This is a genomic window from Sphingobium sp. FW305-3-2-15-F-TSA7, from assembly GCF_058787155.1.
In genome coordinates this window covers 13,725-29,869 of the sequence record NZ_JBYSZM010000023.1, presented here as the reverse complement: position 1 = coordinate 29,869, position 16,145 = coordinate 13,725, and the positions used below count along the sequence as shown (strand labels likewise).

General features: G+C 66.4%; 21 protein-coding genes. 10 read left to right on the top strand and 11 right to left on the bottom strand.

Annotated elements, in window-relative coordinates:
• Positions 1 to 42 precede the first annotated feature (42 nt).
• Positions 43 to 972, top strand: a complete 930-nt coding sequence (locus AC3WN8_RS18165; protein WP_492670876.1) for a LysR family transcriptional regulator — start codon at positions 43 to 45, stop codon at positions 970 to 972.
• A 6-nt stretch (positions 973 to 978) separates the two neighbouring features.
• Here AC3WN8_RS18165 and AC3WN8_RS18160 read toward each other — a convergent pair whose 3' ends face one another.
• The 9 genes from AC3WN8_RS18160 to AC3WN8_RS18120 form a co-directional block, all read right to left on the bottom strand.
• Complete coding sequence (locus AC3WN8_RS18160) at positions 979 to 1,683, bottom strand: YoaK family protein (RefSeq protein WP_492670946.1); 705 nt, start codon at positions 1,681 to 1,683, stop codon at positions 979 to 981.
• A gap of 16 nt (positions 1,684 to 1,699) precedes the next feature.
• Positions 1,700 to 3,094 carry an alginate export family protein gene (locus AC3WN8_RS18155; protein WP_492670875.1) on the bottom strand — a complete coding sequence of 465 codons (1,395 nt, stop codon included), beginning with the start codon at positions 3,092 to 3,094 and terminating at the stop codon, positions 1,700 to 1,702.
• Positions 3,087 to 3,515: a DoxX family protein gene (locus AC3WN8_RS18150; RefSeq protein ID WP_492670874.1), complete on the bottom strand. Its 429-nt coding sequence runs from the start codon at positions 3,513 to 3,515 to the stop codon at positions 3,087 to 3,089. Before AC3WN8_RS18150 ends, AC3WN8_RS18155 begins: the two co-directional genes overlap by 8 nt.
• A gap of 23 nt (positions 3,516 to 3,538) precedes the next feature.
• Positions 3,539 to 5,485 carry an amidohydrolase gene (locus AC3WN8_RS18145; RefSeq protein WP_492670873.1) on the bottom strand — a complete coding sequence of 649 codons (1,947 nt, stop codon included), beginning with the start codon at positions 5,483 to 5,485 and terminating at the stop codon, positions 3,539 to 3,541.
• Positions 5,482 to 5,736: a DUF1427 family protein gene (locus AC3WN8_RS18140; protein WP_492670872.1), complete on the bottom strand. Its 255-nt coding sequence runs from the start codon at positions 5,734 to 5,736 to the stop codon at positions 5,482 to 5,484. The genes AC3WN8_RS18145 and AC3WN8_RS18140 overlap by 4 nt, the downstream gene beginning before the upstream one ends.
• A 20-nt stretch (positions 5,737 to 5,756) precedes the next feature.
• Positions 5,757 to 6,584, bottom strand: coding sequence for an alpha/beta fold hydrolase (locus AC3WN8_RS18135; RefSeq protein WP_492670871.1), 828 nt, complete (start codon positions 6,582 to 6,584; stop codon positions 5,757 to 5,759).
• Between the two features lie 65 nt (positions 6,585 to 6,649).
• On the bottom strand, positions 6,650 to 7,312 hold the full coding sequence (locus tag AC3WN8_RS18130) for a hydrolase (protein ID WP_492670870.1): 663 nt from the start codon (positions 7,310 to 7,312) through the stop codon (positions 6,650 to 6,652).
• Between the two features lie 177 nt (positions 7,313 to 7,489).
• Complete coding sequence (locus AC3WN8_RS18125; protein WP_492670869.1) at positions 7,490 to 7,969, bottom strand: SRPBCC family protein; 480 nt, start codon at positions 7,967 to 7,969, stop codon at positions 7,490 to 7,492.
• Entirely contained in the window at positions 7,966 to 8,316 is a 351-nt protein-coding gene (locus AC3WN8_RS18120) for an ArsR/SmtB family transcription factor (RefSeq protein WP_492670868.1), read from the bottom strand. The genes AC3WN8_RS18125 and AC3WN8_RS18120 overlap by 4 nt, the downstream gene beginning before the upstream one ends.
• Positions 8,317 to 8,458: 142 nt before the next feature.
• On the opposite strand from AC3WN8_RS18120, the gene AC3WN8_RS18115 reads away from it, so the two are divergent.
• From AC3WN8_RS18115 to AC3WN8_RS18095, 5 genes are read left to right on the top strand one after another with little or no spacing between them, the layout of a single operon-like run.
• A complete protein-coding gene (locus AC3WN8_RS18115; RefSeq protein ID WP_492670867.1) occupies positions 8,459 to 8,848 on the top strand; it encodes a RidA family protein in 390 nt (129 codons plus the stop codon).
• The gene (locus AC3WN8_RS18110; protein ID WP_492670866.1) at positions 8,845 to 9,258 is read left to right on the top strand and encodes a GNAT family acetyltransferase; all 414 of its coding nucleotides are present in this window, start codon (positions 8,845 to 8,847) and stop codon (positions 9,256 to 9,258) included. Before AC3WN8_RS18115 ends, AC3WN8_RS18110 begins: the two co-directional genes overlap by 4 nt.
• On the top strand, positions 9,255 to 9,491 hold the full coding sequence (locus AC3WN8_RS18105; RefSeq protein ID WP_492670865.1) for a hypothetical protein: 237 nt from the start codon (positions 9,255 to 9,257) through the stop codon (positions 9,489 to 9,491). Before AC3WN8_RS18110 ends, AC3WN8_RS18105 begins: the two co-directional genes overlap by 4 nt.
• A gap of 15 nt (positions 9,492 to 9,506) precedes the next feature.
• On the top strand, positions 9,507 to 9,845 hold the full coding sequence (locus AC3WN8_RS18100; protein ID WP_492670945.1) for an ArsC family reductase: 339 nt from the start codon (positions 9,507 to 9,509) through the stop codon (positions 9,843 to 9,845).
• Positions 9,846 to 9,887: 42 nt separating this feature from the next.
• Positions 9,888 to 10,937: a glycerophosphodiester phosphodiesterase gene (locus tag AC3WN8_RS18095; RefSeq protein WP_492670864.1), complete on the top strand. Its 1,050-nt coding sequence runs from the start codon at positions 9,888 to 9,890 to the stop codon at positions 10,935 to 10,937.
• Positions 10,938 to 11,047: 110 nt separating this feature from the next.
• Here AC3WN8_RS18095 and AC3WN8_RS18090 read toward each other — a convergent pair whose 3' ends face one another.
• A complete protein-coding gene (locus tag AC3WN8_RS18090; protein ID WP_492670863.1) occupies positions 11,048 to 12,265 on the bottom strand; it encodes a cytochrome P450 in 1,218 nt (405 codons plus the stop codon).
• Positions 12,266 to 12,363: 98 nt separating this feature from the next.
• On the opposite strand from AC3WN8_RS18090, the gene AC3WN8_RS18085 reads away from it, so the two are divergent.
• Genes AC3WN8_RS18085 through AC3WN8_RS18075 form a run of 3 tightly spaced genes read left to right on the top strand, consistent with a single transcriptional unit; the run spans position 12,364 to position 14,753 of the window.
• Entirely contained in the window at positions 12,364 to 12,870 is a 507-nt protein-coding gene (locus AC3WN8_RS18085; RefSeq protein ID WP_492670862.1) for a MarR family winged helix-turn-helix transcriptional regulator, read from the top strand.
• Positions 12,867 to 13,490 carry a Pr6Pr family membrane protein gene (locus AC3WN8_RS18080; RefSeq protein ID WP_492670861.1) on the top strand — a complete coding sequence of 208 codons (624 nt, stop codon included), beginning with the start codon at positions 12,867 to 12,869 and terminating at the stop codon, positions 13,488 to 13,490. The genes AC3WN8_RS18085 and AC3WN8_RS18080 overlap by 4 nt, the downstream gene beginning before the upstream one ends.
• 42 nt (positions 13,491 to 13,532) lie before the next feature.
• Entirely contained in the window at positions 13,533 to 14,753 is a 1,221-nt protein-coding gene (locus AC3WN8_RS18075) for an NAD(P)/FAD-dependent oxidoreductase (RefSeq protein ID WP_492670860.1), read from the top strand.
• 12 nt (positions 14,754 to 14,765) lie between these two features.
• On the opposite strand, the gene AC3WN8_RS18070 is transcribed toward AC3WN8_RS18075, so the two are convergent.
• Positions 14,766 to 15,527, bottom strand: a complete 762-nt coding sequence (locus tag AC3WN8_RS18070) for an NRDE family protein (protein ID WP_492670859.1) — start codon at positions 15,525 to 15,527, stop codon at positions 14,766 to 14,768.
• 127 nt (positions 15,528 to 15,654) lie between these two features.
• Between AC3WN8_RS18070 and AC3WN8_RS18065 the strand changes: the two genes are divergently transcribed.
• On the top strand, positions 15,655 to 16,134 hold the full coding sequence (locus AC3WN8_RS18065) for an anthrone oxygenase family protein (protein WP_492670858.1): 480 nt from the start codon (positions 15,655 to 15,657) through the stop codon (positions 16,132 to 16,134).
• Positions 16,135 to 16,145 lie beyond the last annotated feature (11 nt).

The following is a 16,145-nucleotide window of genomic DNA, read 5'->3' as shown; positions in this document are numbered from 1 at the left end:
AACTGGCATAAAATCGGTATAAATGTTCGAAGGAGTTGAAAGGTGGCGAACCCGGGCACGCCCACGCTCGACCAGCTCAGAATCTTCCTCGCTATCGTCGATACCGGCAGCTTTGCGGCGGCGGGACGTCGGCTCAACCGCGCGGTTTCGGTGATCAGCTATGGCATCGTGAACCTGGAACAGCAGCTCGGGCTGACGCTGTTCGAGCGCGAGGGATCGCGCAAGCCCGTGCTCACCACGGCCGGCCGCGCGCTGCTGGCGGAGGCGCGCGCGATCTCGCAGGGCATCGACGGCTTGCGCGCCAAGGTGAAGGGCCTGCTCGACGGGCTGGAGGCCGAGGTCGACCTGGCCGTCGACGTGATGCTGCCCGCCGATCGGCTCGGAAAGGTGCTGCGCGCCTTCGCGGCGGAGTTCCCGACGGTGTCCTTGCGCCTTCATGCCGAGGCACTGGGCGCGATCACCGCGATGGTGCTCGACAGGACCGCCGTGGTCGGCATTTCGGGGCCATTGGCGGCGGGCGTCGAGGGGGTCGAATGCATCTCCGCCGGATCGGTGCCGATGGTGCCCGTCGCCGCGCCCGATCATCCGCTGGGTCGCACGGAGCGGATCGCGCCGGGCGCGGGACGCGATTATACCCAGCTCGTGCTCACCGATCGCTCGCGCTTCACCGAGGGGCAGGATTTCTCGGTGCTCAGCCCGAAGACCTGGCGGCTGGCCGATCTCGGTGCCAAGCATGCGCTGCTGCGCGAGGGGATCGGCTGGGGCAACATGCCGCTGCAGATGATCGAGCCCGATCTGGTTGCCGGCACGCTGGTGCGCCTGCACATGCCCGATCATCCCGGCGGCACCTATCGCTTCGCGGGTGTTTGGCGCCGCGACACCCCGCCCGGACCGGCCGCGTCATGGCTGCTCGACCAGTTCGTGGCGTTGGGCGCGAACGATGTCGAGGAAGAGGGGTTCGGGGATATCTGAGCCCGGTCACGCCGGCCGTGCCGACCCGGGATGGAACGCGCAGGCGGCGGTGCCCGCGAGCACAAGTGCGCCGGCCAGGATCAGCGGCACTGTCAGCCCGGTGCGCATCACCAGCACCGCGCCCAATGCGGCGCCCCCGAAGATCGCGGCGACGCTGCCGATGCGCCGCCGCCAGTTGATATTGGCGCCGCCAGCCAGGCTCGAATCGGCGGCGAGCCCGGTCAGCGTCAGCGTCAGCACGGTCGTGGTGAGATCCGGCACCTTGAGCTGGCGGATGGTCGCGTTGCGGAAGCCCATGGCCAGACCGGTCAGGATGATGACGGCATAGACGCTGCGATCGGGCGTCTGTGTCGCCACGTCGAAGTCGATCGCGATGGCGGCGGCGATCCACAGCAGCACCGCCTCGATCGTCGCGGCGATCATCAGCCATCGGCGCAGCGGCCGGCCGGCATGCGCCTTGCCCGTCCGGCCCGCGACCAGCGCGCCGGCCAGAAAGGCGATGATCGCGACCAGATAGGGCGCGACGCGAAAGCCCGGCGTGCCCGCCGCCGCGAAGCCGAAAAAGACGATATTGCCCGTCATATTGGCGGTGAACACCTTGCCCAGGCCGAGCACGCTGATCGCGTCGACCAGCCCGGTGGTGACCGAAAGCAGCAGGAGAAGCCCGGCAAGCGGCGGCGATTGGGGCGGCGATTGGGTCGGGGCGGGCATGATCATGGCGTGCCTTTCAGATCCGGAAATTGGCTTCTAGGCCGAACAGGCCGATGGTGCGGGCCGGCCCGGTCTGGCGGATGAAGCCGCCGGGCTGGAATGCGGAGAGCGATGTCGAGAGTTCGAGTTCGGGCGTCGCCTGCCAGCTCAGCGCCGCCTCGATCTCCTTGCCGATGAAGCGGCTGCGCGCCGTGCCGGGCGCGCGGATGAGATTGCCGGGAATGTCGTAGACGCCGTCGCCGCGCGCATAGCGCCAATAGGCCATGCCGGCGATCCCGAGCGAGAGATTGCCGCCCAGGTCGAGCGAAACGCTGGGGTTGAGGTTGACGATATTATAGGGGCCGACCGGGGAGAGCTCTCCGAAATATTTGCCCTTGGGGAATAGCGCGTTGAAGGTACCGAGCGTGCCGTCGGCGGGATCGCGGTCGCCGCTGACGATATTGAAGCGCATCACCGCGTGCGGCGCGAGCGGCGCCCTTGGAAAATGCCGGCCGACTTCGCTGCCGAGCGTCCATGCTCTGATCTTTTGGGCCCTGATCGCCCGTCCGGCGAAGCGGCCGAACTGCGCGACTGCCTCGACATTCCAGTGCCAGTCGCCCGCATCGCCATGGCTGCGCAGCCCCAGGCTGTGCCGTCGCTCCTCGCCCGAAACGCCGCCGAAGCGCGCTTCGCTGTTGCGATAGCCGAGATAATATAGGTCGAGCCCCGGCAGCGCGGCATAGGCGCCCCAGAGCGACTTTGTCGGCGACGAGCGGTCGTCGAACGATCCGGTGCCGGGCCTGACCGGCCGCGCCGCGAACAGGCTGATTTTCGCGGAGCCACGCACCAGATCGGCGCGCGCGCCGTCAAAGGCGAGCGGGACATTGGGGCCGTAGCGCGTGCCGATCAGTCGCTCGGTGCCCAATGACAGCATCTGCCGGCCGGCGCGCAGCGAAAGCCGGGTGTCGCCGTCCAGGGGCAGTTCGACTTCGCCGAAGCCCTGGAGCAGGTCGACGCGGCTCCGGTCGATCGGCCCGGCGGCCGGCGCCATGCCGATGGCATAGGCCGCGATCGGCTGAACGAACGCGCGGACCGCGCCGACATGCAGGTCGGCATAGGGAAGGGCGCGGACCCAGAGATAGGAATCGCCGGGCGCGTCGGCGCTGCCCCACAGCGCGTTGCGATTGCTTTCGGAGCGCAGGCGGACTTCGATGCCCGTGGTCAGCCATGCATCGCCGGTCGTGTCGAGCGGGATATATTTGAAGGCCTCGCTCCAGCGCCCGTCGCGCGCTGCCGGATCGGCGAGTTTCGACCAGTCCTCGTCATAGCGCGTGTTGGTGAGCGTCGGCGCCCGCCAGGCTTCGCCGGTCTGCGCCGCCGCGGGCGCGCCGCCGCTCAGCAGCAGGGCGATGGCGAAGGCCCGGTTAGCCACGGTCTGTCCGCCGGTGCGAAACGATCGCGACCAGCACGAAACCGCCGATCAGCCCCAGATGCTCGAAAAAGGCGTTGGTCGCCATGAAGCGATCGGGGCCGTCCATCGTCCAGAAGGCATTGGCGACGATGGCGGCGAACAGCGTGAACACGCCCAGCATGCCGGCGCCCAGCCAGGCCATCCGGTCGAACAGGATCAGCGCGGGACCGATCAGTTCGACCAGGATGGTGAGCGCCGCGAACACCGCTGCAGGCTGGACGCCGAAATGCGCCTGTTCCGCCACGGCGCCCTGCCAGTCGGCCAGCTTGACCACGCCGCCGATCAGATAGGGCCCGACCAGTGCCAGCCGTGCGACGAACCAGCTTGCCGGCCAGTCGAGGATCGCGGCGATCGGGCGGGGTGTGGTGCCGGTCCGTGCCATCCTGTCTCTCCCGCCCGTCACGCTCAGACCGCCCAGCAGCCGCAGCCCAGCGTGCCCCAGAAGCTCTGGACGTCGGCGGCGGGCACTGCGGCGCCCAGCGCCGCGGCATGGTCATGGCCATGAACCTGGCAGGCCGAATGGCAGGCGCAGGCCGATGCCAGCTTCTGCGCGGTTTCGGGCTTGCGCCAATAGCCGCCGAATGTCGCGACCGGCGACCAGTCCGGCATGGGGCGCGGGGCGGGCGGGGCGAGATCGGCGAAATCGCCTTCGCCATGCACCACCTTGCCGCCGAGCATCGTCAGCACGGCGCGCAGGCCGGTGATCTCGTCTTCGGGCACCGCGAAATAATCGTCCGAAAGCAGCGCGAGATCGGCGAGCTGGCCGGCCTTGATCTGGCCCTTCTTGCCCTGTTCGTTGGAGAACCAGGTGTTCGCCTCGGTCCACAGCCGCAGCGCCGTTTCGCGATCGAGCCGATTGGCCTGCGGATAGAGCCTGAGTCCGCCCACCGTCTTCGACGTCACCAGCCAGGAGAGCGAGACCCAGGGATTGTAGCTCGCCACGCGTGTTGCGTCGGTGCCGGCGCCCACGGGAATGCCCGCCGCCATCATCATCTTGATCGGCGGGGTGCGTTCGGCCGCCTTCGCGCCATAGCGCTCGACGAAATATTCGCCCTGATAGGCCATGCGATGCTGCACGGCGATGCCGCCGCCCAGCGCCGCGATGCGATCGATATTGCGGTCGCTGATCGTCTCGGCATGGTCGAAGAACCAGTTGAGGCCCTTCAGTGGAATGTCGCGATCGACCTTTTCGAACACGTCGAGCGCGCGGCCGATCGTCTGGTCGTAGGTCGCGTGCAGCCGCCACGGCCAGCGCCGTTCGGCGAGCAGGCGGATCACCGGTTCCAGGTCGCTTTCCATGTTCGGCGGCATGTCCGGCCGGGCGACGCGGAAATCCTCGAAATCGGCGGCCGAATAGACCAGCATCTCGCCCGCACCATTGTGGCGATAGCTGTCGTCGCCGTCGCCGGGCTTCACCTGGGTGGACCAGGTCGCGAAGTCCTTCAGTTCCTCCTTCGGCTTCTGGGTGAACAGGTTGTAGGCGATGCGCAAAGTCAGTTCGCCGTCGCGGTGCAGTTTCTCGATGATCTCGTAATCGTCGGGATAATTCTGGAAACCGCCGCCCGCGTCGATGACGCTGGTGACGCCCAGCGAATTGAGCTCGCGCATGAAATGGCGGGTCGAGTTGAGCTGATATTCGGGCGGCAGCTTCGGCCCCTTGGCGAGCGTCGCATAGAGGATGGTGGCGTTGGGCTGCGCGAGCAGCAGGCCGGTCGGGTTGCCCGCCGCGTCGCGGACGATCTCGCCGCCCGGCGGATTGGGCGTGTCCCTGGTATAGCCCACCGCGCGCAATGCCGCCGCGTTGAGCAGTGCGCGATCGTAAAGGTGCAGGATGAACACCGGCGTCTCCGGGGCGGCGGCGTTGATCTCCTCGATCGTCGGCAGCCGTTTCTCGGCGAACTGATGCTCGGTGAAGCCGCCGACGACGCGCACCCATTGCGGCGGAGGCGTGTTCTCCGCCTGGCGCTTGAGCATCGCCATGGCGTCCGCCAGCGTCGGAACACCCTCCCAGCGCAGCTCCATATTATAGTTGAGGCCACCGCGGATGACGTGGATGTGGCTGTCGATCAGGCCGGGGATCAGGCGACGGCCGCCTGCGTCGATCACGGTCGCGTCGGCGCCGGCGGCTGCGCGGACCTCCTGTTCGGAGCCGACGGCGATGAAGGTGCCGTCGCGGATCGCCACGGCCTGCGCCTGCGGGTTTTCGCGATCGAGCGTGGTCACCTTGGCGTTGGTCAGAACGAGAGTGGGCATGGCGGGTCTTCCGGCTGAAGCAAAGGAGGGGGCGGCGAGGGCGGCGGCAGCGCCGGCACCCACGCCGGCAAGCGTCTGGCGGCGGGTGTAACGGCTCATGCGGTTTCATCCTTCCGATTTGCCCGGGCTGGCGCGCCGAGCACCTGGTCGGCGCAGTCGGTCCGGACATAGGCCAGCGCATCCTGGCCCCGGAACACCCGCTTGGCGACGGGCAACACCTGTTCGCCGAGCAGGATGCCGAGCAGGCCGATCAGCGCGATCGTCGGCGGGGCGGGGGAACGGACGTTGAGCAGGCTGTAGACGATGCCGACCAGCAGCCCCGCACCCAGCGAAAGCAGATAGGGTTTCATCGATCCGTCCTCCCGTCCTGTCAGATACGCGCGAACGCGAGGAGATCGGCGTTGAGCCGATCCTGATGCGTGGCGGTCAGGCCGTGCGGCGCGCCTTCGTAGATCTTGAGCGTCGCGTTCGGCACGATCTTCGCGGAGAGGAGACCGGCATTGCCGATCGGCACGATCTGGTCGTCATCGCCATGGATCACCAGCGTCGGCACGTCGATGCTGCGCAGATCCTCGGTATAGTCGACCTCGGAAAATTCGCGGACGCACAGATATTGGCCGAGGACCGATCCCGCCATGCCCTGCGCCCAGAAGGACTGGCGCAGACCTTCATTGGGCTCGACGCCGTCGCGGTTGAAGCCGAAGAATGCGGTCGGCAGATCGAGATAGAATTGCGAACGATTGTCGAGCACCGCCTTGCGGATGCCGTCGAACACGTCGATCGGCAGGCCGTCGGGATAGGCCTCGCTCTTCGCCATGGTCGGCGGCACCGCGCCGACCAGCACCATCTTCGCGACGCGGGCGGTGCCATGGCGGCCGACATAATGGCTGATCTCGCCGCCGCCCGTCGAATGGCCGACCAATATCGCCTGCTTCAGGTCGAGCGCGTCGATCACGGCGGCCAGGTCGTCGGCATAGCTGTCCATGTCGTTGCCGGTGGCGGGCTGGTCCGAGCGGCCATGGCCGCGACGGTCGTGCGCGACGACGCGATAGCCCTGCTGGAGCATGAAGAGCATTTGTCCGTCCCATGCATCGGCGCTGAGCGGCCAGCCGTGTGAGAAGACGATGGGCTGGGCGTCCTTGCTGCCCCAGTCCTTGTAGAAGATGCGGGTGCCGTCGCTGGTGGTCACGAAGCTCATGGCGGAATCCTTTCGATATGATGCGATCGATGGACAGGCCGGGCGGGTGCCCGGCCCGCAAAGGGTCAGGCGTGGCCGCCCTCGGACGCGCCGAACATGGTCTTGGCATAGGTGACGCCCAGGCCATAGGCGCCACCCCATCGCTTCGCGACGCCGGTCGTGAAGTCGTAGGTTTCGGCGCGCGCCCAGTCGCGCTGCAGTTCGAGCAGATATTGCAGCGCGGTCATCGGCTTGGCGCCGAGCTGAATCATGCGCTGGACCGCGCGTTCATGCGCTTCCTCGGAAATGTCGCCACAGGCGTCGGCGATGAAATAGACGTCGAAGCCCTGGTCGATCGCGGAAGCGACGGGGCCGACGATGCAGACCGAGGTCCACAGGCCCGCGAACACCAGACGTTCCTTGCCGATCCGGTTGACCGCGTCGATCACCGCCGCGTCTTCCCATGTGTTCATCGACGTGCGGTCGAGCAGTGTCTGGCCCGGAAAGGCATCGGTGACCTCGCTGAACATCGGCCCGGAAAAGCTCTTTTCGGCGACGGTGGTCAGGATGGTGGGGACGTTGAAGCCTGCGGCGGCGTTGGCGACCAGCGCGGCATTGTTGCGCAGCAGCGTGGGATCGATCGACTTGGTGGCGAAGGCCATTTGCGACTGGAAATCGATCAGGACCAGCGCGTGATCGGTCGGGGAAAGCAGGCTCTTGCCCGGGGTCGGCGTGGCGGTGAGGGTCATCGTGAAATCTCCATTCCTTGGCTTGCTCCGGCCAGCAGCGCTGCCGTGAAGCCGGTGATATGGAGAATTGCTTCGACGAAATACTGGGATAAGTTCCGATATTATGTTCTATTTTTTAGAATGGTCGCCCGCCGCATGGATATGCGGCGGGCGCTGAAATCCCGCTGACAATGCGGGTCAATTGGCCTTGATATAGGCGACCATCTGGTCGACCACCGTGCCCCAGCCTTCGTGGAAACCCATTTTCTCGTGGGTTTCGCGGCCGGCCTCGTCGGCATGGACCGCGACCGCGGTGTAGCGCGTGCCCGTCGCGGTGGGTTCGAGCAGCAGGCCGGCAGTGAAGAAGGGCTTGGGCGCCGGGCGGAAGCCGGGCAGCAGCGCGTCGGTGAAGATCAGCCGCTGATTGGGCACGATCTCCAGATAGCAGCCGAGATTGGGGAATTCGTCGCCCTCGGGCGAGCGCATCACGGTGCGAAAGGTGCCGCCGACGCGCAGGTCGATCTCGCATTCGGTGACCGTCCAGGGCTTGGGCACGAACCAGTTCCTGAGGTGGTCGGGCGTGGTCCATGCCTTCCATACCAGTTCGACGGGCACGTCGATCTCGCGTTCGAGCACGAGATCCAGCTTGGGATCGGGCTTTCCAAGGGGGGATGTCATTCGGGCGTCTCCTCTTTCATCGTCAACAGATAGGCATCGAGCCGGTCGAGCCGTCGCTCCCAGAGCGTGCGCTGCTTCCCCAGCCAGTCTTCGGCAAGCTTCAACTGCTCGGGCGCGAGGCTGTAGGTGCGCACCCGCCCGGCCTTGCGCGAACGCACCAGCCCGCTTTTCTCCAGCACCTTCAGATGCTCGACAAAGCTTGGCAGCGCCATGCGATAGGGGGCGGCTAGCTCGCTCACCGAGGCCGGCCGCGCGCTCAGCCGTTCCAGCACATGGCGCCGCGTCGGATCGGATAGCGCCCTGAAGATGCCGTCTATCACCGGTGCGGTCTGGCTGGCTGGCATCATCATGCGATCCTCGCTGCGACTCGATGACGGTGTCGTAGAGCATCTCCAATACTTAGGTCAAATCCTAAGTATTGGAGATGCTCTTGCGGACGCGTGTTGGCGGGTTATTCGGGCACCATCCAGAATCGCAGGAGTGATGCCCATGAGCCGTCGTCTGATTTCGAGCGGATCGCCTTTCGAAGCGACCATCGGCTATTCGCGCGCGGTGGTGCAGGGCGATTTCTGCTTCGTGGCGGGCTGCACCGGCTATGATCCGGACACGCGGATCATGCCCGACGACGCGGCGGAGCAGGCGCGCAACGCCTTTCGCGTGATTGCCGCCGCGCTGGACGAGGCGGGCTTCGCCATGGCCGATGTCGTGCGCGCCACTTATTACGTCACCGATATCGCCTGGTGGCACGCGATCGTGCCTGTGCTCGCCGAAACCTTTGGCGAGATCCGGCCGGCGGCGACCGGGCTGATCGTCTCCGGCTTCGTCGCGCCCGAGATGAAGATCGAGATCGAGGTGACGGCGATGCGGAGCGGGGCATGATCGCACCGCTCGGCGTCGACGCTATTCCCGCGCTTGCGGCGCTGTGGGACGCGTGCGGGCTGACGCGTCCCTGGAACGATCCGGCATCGGATGCGCGGATCGCGATCGAAGGACCGGTGTCCGTGATCCTTGGCGCATGGAATGGTGGCGTGCTCGTCGGTTCGGTGATGGTCGGTTTCGACGGCCATCGCGGCTGGGTCTATTATCTCGCGGTCGCCCCCGATCGGCGGCGCTCCGGGCTCGGGCGCGATCTGATGCTTGCAGCCGAAACCTGGCTTGAAGCGCGCGATTGTCCGGCCATTCGCCTGATGGTGCGCGACGACAATGTTCAGGCGCTCGGTTTCTACGCCGCCATCGGCTATGAGGTTCAAAAGGTGGCGACGATCGGCAAGAGGCTGGACAATAAGTGACGAAGACCCGGTATCGCGTGATCCATCAGCGCAAGTCGATGATCGAGGCGATCTTCAGCGGTCGCACCTGGACCGACTGGTACATCGCCCAGCGCCGCCGCTGGTATGGCTGGGAGAAGCTGGGCATTTTCCAGAGCGTGCAGGAGGCGGAGGACGCATGCGAGGAACATGCCGGAGGCCGGCTGCTGCGCGGCGGCAGCCGGATCGTCTCGGAATTCGGTGAGCGGGAGTGACGCGTGACCATTACAATGTACGGCATCAAGAATTGCGACACGATCAAGAAGGCGCGGACCTGGCTGGAGAGCCATGGCGTCGCTTATGATTTCCACGATTACAAGGCGCTGGGCGCCGACGCGGCGAAGCTTCGCGGCTGGGTGGCCGAACATGGCTGGGAAGTGATCCTCAACCGCGCCGGCACCACCTTTCGCGCGCTGCCCGATGCCGACAAGCAGGGCATCGATGCCGACAAGGCGGTGGCGCTGATGCAGGCCAATCCGTCGATGATCAAGCGGCCGGTGCTCGACCTGGGCGGCGAGACCATCGTCGGGTTCAAGCCCGAACGTTATGAAGCCGCCATCAAGGCGTAACCAAGCCGCGCCAGGGAATGGCTTCGCGATGCGGAGGGTTTCATGCGCTGGTTCATTTTCCTGTCACTGGCGTCGCTTGCGATGACCGCGCCGGCGCTCGCCAGTCCGATCGTGATCGCGCATCGCGGCGCCAGCGGCGAGCGGCCCGAACATACGATCGCATCCTATACGCTGGCGATCGAGCAGGGGGCCGATTTCATCGAGCCCGATCTGGTGATGACCAGTGACGGCGTGCTGGTGGCGCGCCACGAGAATGAGATATCGGGCACCACCGATGTCGCCGATCATCCCGAATTCGCGGCGCGCAAGGCGAAGAAGACGATCGACGGCCAGTCGGTGACCGGCTGGTTCACCGAGGATTTCACGCTTGCCGAGCTGAAGACGTTGCGCGCGAAGGAAAGGCTGCCGATGCTGCGGCCCGGCAACGCGGCCTATGACGGCAAGTTCGAGATCCCGACCTTCCAGGAGATCATCGATCTTGCCCGGGCGAAGGAGAAGGAAACCGGCCGCCGGATCGGGCTGTATCCCGAGACCAAGCATCCCAGCTATTTCCGCTCGATCGGCCTGGCTCTCGAGGAGCCGCTGGCCGCGCTGCTCGCGAAGAACGGCTATAAGGCGAAGGACGATCCGGTCTTCATCCAGTCGTTCGAACTGGAGAATCTGAAGACGCTGCGCGGCCTGACCGGGCTCAGGCTGATCTTCCTGATGGATGCCAGCGGCGGGCCGGCCGATGGATCGGGCAAGACCTATGCCGCGCTGGCGACACCCGCCGGGCTTGCCGAGGTGGCGAAGACCGCCGACGGCATCGGCACGGCCAAGGAGTTGATCGTACCGCGCACCGTGCTTGGCCGTTCGGGCGCGCCGACCAGCCTGGTCAAGGACGCGCATGCGGCGGGCCTCAAGGTCCATGTCTGGACCTTCCGCACCGAGAATTATTTCCTGCCGCTGGAGATGCGAAAGGGCGTGGATCCGCGCAAGGCCGGCGATGTCGCGGCAGAGATCAGGCAGTTCGCCGCGCTTGGCGTCGACGGCGTGTTCAGCGATTTTCCCGGCATCGCGGTCGCGACGTTGAAGCATTTGAGCGATTTGTAGTTCGATGGAATCATCGAACGACTCGAAAATCGCGACAAAACAAAAGCGTAGGGCATGTGATCCGCTTTCGGCGGATCACATGCCCTAGGGCGCGATCGGACTCTCCGTCCCTATGCCGCAACCACCTCCACGGGCAGGTTCGACCAGCTCCTGATCGTGTTGTTGTAATGGCGGACGGGCGCGCCCGCGAGGCCGATGCGGCGTGCCCGGCGGGCCAGGGCGGTCAGCACCGCTTCGCCCTCCATCCGGGCGAGCAGCCGGCCGACACAGCTATGGATGCCCGCGCCGAAGCCGACATGGTTGGTCGTGCGGCGGCCGATATCGTAGCGGTCGGGTTCGTCCCAGGCATCGGGGTCGCGATTGGCGGCGCCCAGGAACATCAGGATCTTGTCGCCTTCGCGCACTGGCAGGCCGCCCAGTTCGGTGGTGCGGGTCGCGGTGCGGAAAAAGGTCTGGACGGGGGATTCGAAACGCACCGCTTCCTCGAATGCGTTCCTGGCCAGTTCGGGGCTGGCGCGCAGCCGGTCGAACTCGGCCGGGAAGCGTGCCAGTGCATGGACTGCCGCCGCGATCGAATTGATCGTCGTGTCGAGCCCCGCCTGGAGCAGCGCCCGGACCAGCATCGGCGCGTCGTTCCGGCCGATCTCGCCGCGATCCGCCGCTTCATGGATCATCATGCCGAGACCGCCGTTTGCCAACCGGTCGCGATGGCCCTGCGCCTCGATCCATTCGAAATTCACTTTCGCGGTCGATGCCTGGAACAGCGCATTGCGCGGGCCGAACGAGTTGAACAGCGCATCGGCATGGGGAAGCAGCTTCTCGCGATTTTCGGGGCCCATGCCGACGGCGTCGGGGAAGACGCGCAGCGGATAGGCGCGTGCAAGATCGGCGATCGCGTCGAAGGTCCGGCGATGGACGAGGTCGGCGACCATGTCGTCCGCCGCCGCGAAGAAGTCCTCGCGAAGTTTCGCCAGCACGGCGGGCGATAGCACGCGGTTGAGCACGCGGCGCGCAGCGTCGTGCTCGGGCGGATCGACTTCGAGGATCAGGCTGCGCAGCCGGAACCGGCCATGGCGCGCAAAATCTTCCATGCCGACGCCGCGCGAGGAGCAATAGCTCTGCCAGTCGGTCAGCACCGTGCGGACGCTGTCGTGGCGGGCCACCGCACCGATGCCGTAGCGCGATAGCCAGAAATAGGGGCCCGCCGCGCGCATGGCCGCCTGCGCCGGATAGGGATCGTCGAAATAATCCGTGTCGAACGGGTCGATATCGAGCACCGGCACGCCGGGCGGCGGATCGCCGTCATAGATCGCATAAGGGGATCGCATTGCATGGGCCTCCTGCGCGATCATATTGATAAGTCAATATGATATGTCAATCTGCAATCGCGATTTGGCAGGCGGCGGGCATATTGTAGGCTGACGCGATGACCGAGACCGACAAGCCGCGCGCGCACCCTGCACAGTTGACGATGGATCTGGATCGATCCGTCTCCGTGCTGATCAATTTCGTCGCGACCAAACTGACCTCGAGCGGTTCGGCCGCCTATCGCCCGCGGTTCGGGCTCAACATCACCGAATTCCGCGTGCTGGCGATGCTCGCGGTCGAACCCGACATTCTCGGCCAGCGCTTTTGCGAGGTGATGGGGCTCGATCCCGGCGCGACCAGCCGGACGCTGAAGGCGCTGGAGGCGCGGGACCTGGTGGTCAGCCGGCCCGACGATCGGCACCCGGCCTATCGCCGCTGGTCGCTGACCGCCAGCGGCGCGGCGCTGCAGGATCGGGCGGTGCCGGTGGCGCTGGAGCGCGCCCGTGTGCTGCTTCAGGATTTCAGCGCGGACGAGGAAGCGCAGCTCGTCATTTTCCTGCGCCGCATGCTCGGGCGGATGCCCGATGTGGTCGCGCTCAACGGCGATGACGGAGGGGATCGATGATCGATACGGGATCGGGCGTCGGGAGAGTGGCAGCGGGGCTGGTCGCGCTGGTCGGCTGGGTCGGGATGGCGGTGCAGCTCGATGCCAGTATCGGCCTGGCGGGTTCGGCAATGGGGGCGATCTGGGCGATGCTGCTTTTCTTCACGATCATCGCGAACCTGCTCGCGGCGATGGTGCTGACCGGGATCGCGCTCGGCAGGCAGGGTTTCGCTGCACCCGTGCTGATCGGCGGGGTGGTGATCGCGATGCTGCTCGTCGGCGTGGTCTATGCGCTGTTGTTGCGCGGATTGCTGGAATTGAGCGGCGGGGCCGCGCTGGCGGACTTGCTGCTCCACAGCGTCACGCCGGTTCTCGTGCCGCTTTACTGGCTGTTGTTCGCCCCCAAGGGCGGGATGACGCGCCGCGATCCGTTCGTCTGGGCCGGCCTTCCTGTCCTGTATTTCGGCTATGCGCTGATGCGGGGTGCGATCGAGGGGCGTTATCCCTATCCCTTCATGAACGTCGCGCAGATCGGATGGGGTGCGACGCTGACGAATGCGCTGGCGATGGCCGTCGGCTTTCTCGTCGTCGGCTTCGTGCTGGTGTGGATCGACGGCCGGCTGGCGCGCAAGCGCGTCTGAACCCGGCGCAACCTTTCGGCCGGGTCGGGGGTTCAATTCCCGATGGACCTGACCGAGCATCACGACCTTCGCGGTGGCGATCCGGTCTGGCAACCGCGCGATCGGCCTGCGCCACCCGCCGATCCGCTTCCCGACACCGCCGATATCGCGATCGTTGGATCGGGAATCATGGGATCGATCCTCGCCGAACGGCTGAGCGCCGATGGGCATCGCGTCGTCCTGCTCGACAGGCGCGCCTCGGGCCATGGCAGCACCGGCGCGTCCACCGCGGAACTGATGTGGGCCATGGACGTCCCGCTGATCCATTTGTCGCGAAGGATCGGCGAGCCGGAGGCCGCGCGTCGCTGGATCCGCGTCCATGGGGCGGTGCGGGCGCTGGGCGAACGGATCGATGCGCTGGGCATTGAATGCGCCCGGGTCGATCGGCCGACTCTGTATCTGGAAGGCACGTTGCTCGACGCCGAAGCGCTGGCCGAGGAGGGCGCGATGCATCGCGCCCACGGCCTGCCAAGCGCATTTCTGGACGCCGGGGCGGTCGCGGACCGCTTCGGCATCGCGCCGCGCGCGGGGCTGGTGTCGACCGGCGGGTTTGAAGTCGATCCGGTCGCGCTGACCCACGGCTTGCTCGATCTCGCAAAGTCGCGCGGCGCAGCACTTTGCTATCCGCGCGACGTGGTTGCGCTCGAACAGCATTCCGACGGGATCGCGCTGATCCTGGGCGATGGCGCAAGGCTTGTGGCGAAGGCCGCGATCCTTGCCGGCGGTTATGAGCGGGCGCGGATGTTCCTGCCCGCGGATTTCTCGCTGCTCTCCAGCTTCGCCTTTGCCAGCGCACCGGGGCTGGCGCCGCTGTGGCGCGAGAATGCGATGATCTGGGAAGCCGCCGATCCCTATCTCTATGTCCGCACCACAGCCGACGGCCGTATCGTCGCGGGCGGCGAGGACGAGGATTTCCACGATCCCGTTCGCCGCGACGCGCTGATCGAGGCAAAGGCGGGACTCATCTCGGCAAAGCTGCAGGCGATGCTTGGATCGGGGGCGATCGCGGTCGATCGGGGCTGGGCCGCGACCTTCGGCGCGTCGCCCGACGGTCTGCCCGCGATCGGCCGTGCCGCCAATGCCGAACATCTGTGGATCGCGGCGGGTTTCGGCGGCAACGGCATCGCCTTTGCCGGGCTGGCGGCGGAGATCATCGCGGCCGATCTGTCGGGCGCGCCCGATCCCGACGCCGGCTGTTTCAGCCCCTATCGCTTTGCCGGTTGACGCGCGGACCGATCAGCCCGGCCAGGCAAAGCTTAGCGCGGTTTCCCCCGCGGCGCCGCCCGCCGGCGTGTAGCGCCGCTCGATGATGACGCCATGGCCGCGTTCGTCGATCGCGACCACGGTGCTGCACCGCGTGCCATAGACCGGATTGCGGATGAAGATCGGCGACAATGCTGGTTCCTGCGGCACGTCCGATGCGGCTGCGGTCCGGAGCCCGACATCGGGCAGCACGTCCTCGCGCAGGCCGTCGAGCAGGGTTGCGGGATGCGGCGCGCCGCGGACGATCCAGTCGAGCATCAGTTCTTTCAGCCTGAGCGTCTTGGGCCAGGGTTCGTCGAGCGTGCCGTTGGAGACGCCGTAAATGCCGGGCGCCAGGAGGCTGCGTGTCGCCCCGGGCCGATTCGACAGGAACAGCGCGCGTTCCCGGTCGGCGACGATCAGGTTGAACGGGTTGAAATCCGACAGCGTCGCGTGGTCGGGATCGGCATAATCGCCTTCGCCCGCGAGCAGATCGGCGATCAGCGTGCCGCGCGAGGCGCGATCCGGCTCGGGGCCGCCATAGCCGCGCAAATTGGTGACGACGGCGAAGCGGCCTTGTTCCGAAACGCCGAGCCATGTGCCGCCCGATGCCAGGTCGCGCCCGGCGATCAGATGATCGGGATCCGCCCATCGCGCGAGCGGGGCGGCGGGGCGGGCATGAAGCTCGTCACGATTGCCGGCGGCGATCAACTGCCAGCGCGGATGCGACCGCCATGCGAAAGCCAGAACGCACATGGTGCGACTATTGCCCGTCCGCGCGGCGGCTGGCGATGGAAAAACGCGCTCGCGACAAAAGCCGTGACAAATTTTGGGCGGGAAGACAGTCTCGCCTCCGTCGAACCCCTTTGAAGGGAGTATCGCCATGACCGACACGATCATTTTCATATCGCTTCTCGTCGCCGCGATCGGCAGCATCGTCGTCGGCGGAATCTTCCATGCCTTCTCGTCCTTCGTGATGGCCGGTCTCGGGCGGATTCCGTCCGAACAGGGCGCCAATGCCATGCGATCGATCAACGTCACCGTGTTCACGCCCAGCTTCATGATCCCGTTCATGGGCATGGCGCTGTTCAGCCTGGTGTTGGCGGGCTGGGCGCTGTTCGCCTGGGATCGCGCGGGTTCGGGCCTGATCCTGGTCGCCAGCCTGTTATATCTGGTCGGCTGTTTCGGGGTGACGATGGTCTTCAACGTGCCCCTCAACAATCGGCTCGTCGCGGTCCAGCCTGCGGAGGAAGCGGCGTTATGGGCGCATTATCTGAGGGTGTGGACGCGCTGGAACACCGTGCGGACGATCGCGCCGACGCTGGGGGGCCTGTTGTTCATCCTCGCGCTCGTCCCACGCTGATCGCGGATGCC

Coding starts and splice junctions, on each gene's coding strand:
- AC3WN8_RS18160 (WP_492670946.1), bottom strand. CDS start 1,683: ATGCCCGCCCCGACCCAATCGCCGCCCCAATCGCCGCCGCTTGCCGGG.
- AC3WN8_RS18150 (WP_492670874.1), bottom strand. CDS start 3,515: ATGGCACGGACCGGCACCACACCCCGCCCGATCGCCGCGATCCTCGAC.
- AC3WN8_RS18145 (WP_492670873.1), bottom strand. CDS start 5,485: ATGAGCCGTTACACCCGCCGCCAGACGCTTGCCGGCGTGGGTGCCGGC.
- AC3WN8_RS18140 (WP_492670872.1), bottom strand. CDS start 5,736: ATGAAACCCTATCTGCTTTCGCTGGGTGCGGGGCTGCTGGTCGGCATC.
- AC3WN8_RS18135 (WP_492670871.1), bottom strand. CDS start 6,584: ATGAGCTTCGTGACCACCAGCGACGGCACCCGCATCTTCTACAAGGAC.
- AC3WN8_RS18130 (WP_492670870.1), bottom strand. CDS start 7,312: ATGACCCTCACCGCCACGCCGACCCCGGGCAAGAGCCTGCTTTCCCCG.
- AC3WN8_RS18125 (WP_492670869.1), bottom strand. CDS start 7,969: ATGACATCCCCCCTTGGAAAGCCCGATCCCAAGCTGGATCTCGTGCTC.
- AC3WN8_RS18120 (WP_492670868.1), bottom strand. CDS start 8,316: ATGATGCCAGCCAGCCAGACCGCACCGGTGATAGACGGCATCTTCAGG.
- AC3WN8_RS18115 (WP_492670867.1), top strand. CDS start 8,459: ATGAGCCGTCGTCTGATTTCGAGCGGATCGCCTTTCGAAGCGACCATC.
- AC3WN8_RS18110 (WP_492670866.1), top strand. CDS start 8,845: ATGATCGCACCGCTCGGCGTCGACGCTATTCCCGCGCTTGCGGCGCTG.
- AC3WN8_RS18100 (WP_492670945.1), top strand. CDS start 9,507: ATGTACGGCATCAAGAATTGCGACACGATCAAGAAGGCGCGGACCTGG.
- AC3WN8_RS18095 (WP_492670864.1), top strand. CDS start 9,888: ATGCGCTGGTTCATTTTCCTGTCACTGGCGTCGCTTGCGATGACCGCG.
- AC3WN8_RS18090 (WP_492670863.1), bottom strand. CDS start 12,265: ATGCGATCCCCTTATGCGATCTATGACGGCGATCCGCCGCCCGGCGTG.
- AC3WN8_RS18085 (WP_492670862.1), top strand. CDS start 12,364: ATGACCGAGACCGACAAGCCGCGCGCGCACCCTGCACAGTTGACGATG.
- AC3WN8_RS18080 (WP_492670861.1), top strand. CDS start 12,867: ATGATCGATACGGGATCGGGCGTCGGGAGAGTGGCAGCGGGGCTGGTC.
- AC3WN8_RS18075 (WP_492670860.1), top strand. CDS start 13,533: ATGGACCTGACCGAGCATCACGACCTTCGCGGTGGCGATCCGGTCTGG.
- AC3WN8_RS18070 (WP_492670859.1), bottom strand. CDS start 15,527: ATGTGCGTTCTGGCTTTCGCATGGCGGTCGCATCCGCGCTGGCAGTTG.
- AC3WN8_RS18065 (WP_492670858.1), top strand. CDS start 15,655: ATGACCGACACGATCATTTTCATATCGCTTCTCGTCGCCGCGATCGGC.